The organism is Actinomycetota bacterium (assembly GCA_035540895.1).
In the GTDB taxonomy this organism is placed as follows: domain Bacteria; phylum Actinomycetota; class JAICYB01; order JAICYB01; family JAICYB01; genus DATLFR01.
Map to the genome: position 1 here is coordinate 1 of DATLFR010000070.1, position 3,917 is coordinate 3,917.

General features: G+C 70.7%; 3 protein-coding genes. 1 reads left to right on the plus strand and 2 read right to left on the minus strand.

The window, feature by feature from the left end:
* Positions 1–1,703 (minus strand): bifunctional homocysteine S-methyltransferase/methylenetetrahydrofolate reductase (locus tag VM840_04025; protein ID HVL80743.1); only part of this gene is annotated, 1,703 nt, incomplete at its 3' end.
* Between the two features lie 46 nt (positions 1,704–1,749).
* A complete protein-coding gene (locus VM840_04030) occupies positions 1,750–2,685 on the minus strand; it encodes a 4-hydroxy-3-methylbut-2-enyl diphosphate reductase (GenBank protein HVL80744.1) in 936 nt (311 codons plus the stop codon).
* A gap of 147 nt (positions 2,686–2,832) precedes the next feature.
* Here VM840_04030 and VM840_04035 point away from each other — a divergent pair, with 147 nt between their 5' ends.
* Positions 2,833–3,807: a MoxR family ATPase gene (locus VM840_04035; GenBank protein HVL80745.1), complete on the plus strand. Its 975-nt coding sequence runs from the start codon at positions 2,833–2,835 to the stop codon at positions 3,805–3,807.
* Positions 3,808–3,917: the final 110 nt, after the last annotated feature.

The window sequence follows — 3,917 nt, forward strand, 5'->3', positions numbered from 1 at the left end:
GCCTCCCCGTCCTCCCCCGCCTCCCGCATCCGGGCGCGGACATCGTCGGGGATCGTGATGCCGGGGATCTCGTTGTGGAGGTACTCGGCGTTGCGCGAGTTGAGCAGCGGCCAGGCGCCCACGATGAGCGGGAGGGTGAGATGCCCGTACCTCTCCTCGTACGCCTTGCGCAGCTGCCGCAGCGGCTCCATGCCGAAGATGGGCTGGCAGAGGGCGAAGTCGGCCCCCGCGTCGATCTTCCGCTTGAGGAGCCGGGTCTCTCGTCCCAGGTCGGTCGCGTTGAGGTTCAACGCGCACCCGACCACGAACGAGGTCGGCTCCCCGATGGACGTCCCGGCCTGGTCCGTCCCCGAGTTCAACGACCCGGACACCAGCTCCATGAGCCCGGTGGGGACGATGTCCTGAGTATCGGTGGCCGCGGGGTAGTCCCCGATCTGCGTGGGGTCGCCCATGCAGACGAAGAGGTGACGAAGGCCGAGGGCGTGCGCCGCCAGCAGGTCGCCCTGGACGCGCAGCAGGTTGCGTCCCCGGGTCGGGAACCCGAGGATCGTCTCGATCCCCTCGTGCTCCTGTATCAGGCGGCAGGCCGCCCAGGCGGACATGCGCAGGCGCGCGCGTGACGAGTCGGAGACGTAGATCACGTCGGCTCCCGCCTCGTGCAGCGTCTCGGCCCCCGCGACCAGCCGCGCGGCCGAGTGCCCCTTCGGCGGCTCCATCTCGACGCACACCACGAACCGGCCCTGCCGCAGCATCGATTGCAGCCCGGTGGGAGCGAAGGTCCGCTCCGCCCCCTCGGACGGCTCGACCGGCTGGAACATCTCGAGGACGGGCTGTCTGGGCTCGGCGAGTGCGTCCGCCATCGCGCGGACGTGGCCGAACCCGGTCCCGCAGCACCCTCCGACCACCGAGACCCCCGCGGCCAGGGCGGCCCGGGCGAACTCGCCCATGTACTCGCCCGTGGCCGGGTAGAGGATCCTCGTCCCGACCCGGGACGGTCCGCCGGCGTTGGGCATCGCGACGACCGGGGTGTCCCCCGCCACGCCGCGCATCGCGGCGGCCACCCGCAGGACCTGCGCCGGGCCCTCCGAGCAGTTGACCCCGACCGCGTCGGCTCCGAGCTCTACGAGACGCGCAGCCACCTGCTCGGGTGTGGACCCGAGCAGCGTCCGGTCGTCACGGGTGAAGGTGGCGATCACCGCGACGGCCAGGCCGGTCACGGACCGGGCGGCCGCGAGGGCCTGCTCCATCTCGACGAGGTCGGACTGGGTCTCGATGAAGATGAGGTCCGCTCCCGCCTCGGCGAGCGCGGACACCTGCTCTGCGTAAGCCTCGAAGGCCTGGGCCCGGGACACCCGGCCGTAGGGGACGAGGTGCACCCTCAGCGGCCCCACCGACCCCACGACGAGCACGCCCGCTCGCCGCGCGATCTCGACCCCGCGCGAGTTCAGCTCCGCGACCCGGTCCTCGAGCCCGTGCTTGGCGAGGTTGAACCTGTTCGCGCCGAAGGTGTTGGTCTCCACGAACGCCGCCCCGGCCTCCGCGAAGCCGCGGTGGACCTCCGCCACGAGGTCCGGGTCCGTCCGGTTGAGGTCCTCGAAGCAGGCGTGGAGACCGACCCCCCGGTCGACGAGCGCGGCGCCCAGACCGCCGTCGCCGAGCAGCGGTCCTTCCTGGAGCAGGGCGCGGAACGCGGAAGGGTCCATATCAGCGCATCATCCCACGCGGAGCGCGGCCCCTCCGAAGGAGGCTCTAGCCGGCCACGACCTCGCGGGGGAGGGGGAACCGCACGTCCTCGCTCGTGACGGTCACCTCTTCGACGCGGGCGGGCCCGAAGGCCTTGAGGTGGGCGAGGACGCGTTCGACCAGCCACTCGGGCGCCGACGCCGAGGAGGAGAGCCCCATCACGCTGACGCCGTCCAGCCATGCCTCGTCGATCTGGGTCTCGTCCTCGATCAGGTAGGACGCCGCCCCCTCCTGCCGGGCGACCTCCACCATCCTCAGCGAGTTGGACGAGTTGGGGGCCCCTATCACCAGCACGAGCGGCGCCCGGTGGGCCAGGACCTTCACGGCGGCCTGCCGGTTCGTGGTCGCGTAGCAGATATCCGCCTTCGTGGGGCCCTTTATGTTCGGGAACCGCCGGTGGAGCGTGTCGATGATGTCCTTCGTCTCGTCGACCGAGAGCGTGGTCTGGGTGAGGTAGGAGACGTTGTCCGGGTTCGGCACCTCGACGGTCTCGGCGTCGGACACGTCCTGAACGAGCAGGGTCCGCTCGGGGGCCTCCCCCATCGTCCCTTCGACCTCCTCGTGGCCGGCGTGGCCGATGAGCAGGATCGTCCGGTCGCGGCGGCGGAACCTGATCGCCTCCACGTGGACCTTCGTGACCAGCGGACACGTGGCGTCGATCAGCTCCAGGCCGCGCTCCCGGGCCATCTCGTAGACGACGGGAGCCGACCCATGGGCGGAGAGGACGGTCACCGACCCCGGCGGGACCTCGTCCACCTCCTCCACGAAGACGGCTCCGCGGCGCTCCAGGTCCTCGACCACGTGGCGGTTGTGGACGATCTGCTTGCGCACGTAGACGGGGGGCCCGTGCATCTCGAGCGCCCGCTCCACGATCTCGACCGCGCGGTCCACGCCCGCGCACCATCCGCGGGGGGCCGCCAACAGGACCGTCTCCAACGTCATGGCTCCATTCAACCCCATCGAAGCGCGGGAGATGTGCAGGTCCCGCGCAGGAACCGCGACACCCACCGAACCGTTGAACCCACAGCGGTGTCGTCCCAGGCGCGCTGGTACGATCGGACGCACCCGCCGCTCGAGAAAGGTGCCTGCGTGGCTGCGAGATCCCAGAAGAACGTCTTCGACGCGTTCTCCCGCCATTTCTCGAAGATCCAGGCGAACGTCGAGCAGGTCATCCAGGGCAAGAGCGAGGTCGTCCGGCTCGCCATAGTGACGCTCGTCGCCGAGGGCCACCTCCTCGTCGAGGACGTGCCCGGCGTGGGCAAGACGATGCTCGCCAAGTCCCTGGCGCGCTCGCTCGGCTGCTCGTTCCGGCGCATCCAGTTCACGCCTGACCTGCTGCCTACGGACATCACCGGCGTGAGGATCTTCACGCACGACAAGCGGGAGATCGAGTTCCGTCCGGGCCCGATCTTCGCCCAGGTGGTCCTGGGAGACGAGATCAACCGGGCCTCCCCCAAGACGCAGGCGGCGCTGCTGGAGTGCATGGAGGAGCAGCAGGTCACGCTCGACGGAGACACCTACGAGCTCGAACGCCCTTTCATGGTCATCGCCACTCAGAACCCGATCGAGCACGAGGGGACCTACCCTCTGCCCGAGGCCGAGCTGGACCGGTTCCTCCTCCGGGTGCGGGTGGGGTACCCCGAGCCACGCGACGAGGTGGAGGTCCTGTCGGTGCACGAGCGGTCCGGGCGCGTGGACGACCTCGATCCGGTCGCGAAGGCGGGCGACATCGTGAAGATGATCGAGATCGCCGCATCGGTCCACGTCGCCGACAGCCTGAAGGTGTACATCGTCGACCTGCTGAACGCGACGCGCGGCCATCGCGACACCCAGCTGGGGGCCTCGCCCCGGGCGGGGCTGATGCTCATGAGGGCGGCCCGGGCGCTCGCGGCGTCGGAAGGCAGGGAGTTCGTGACCCCCGACGACGTGAAGCAGCTCGCCGAACCGGTCCTCGCGCACCGCCTCATCCTCACCCCCGAGGCCCAGCTGGCGGGCGTCTCGGCCGACGACGTGGTGGCGGACGCCCTGGAGGAGGTCCCCGTCCCGGCGCGATCGAGGCGCTGATGTCCCTGACCCCCCGGGGCCGGACCCTGCTCATCGTCGGGGCGGCCTTCCTCGCCTTCGGGCGCACGTTCGCGCTGCGGGAGCTCACGATGCTGGGCACGGGAGCCCTC

What these genes read in the sequence shown, in the direction of transcription:
- VM840_04030 (HVL80744.1), bottom strand. Translation starts at nt 2,685, where the DNA reads ATGACGTTGGAGACGGTCCTGTTGGCGGCCCCCCGCGGATGGTGCGCG.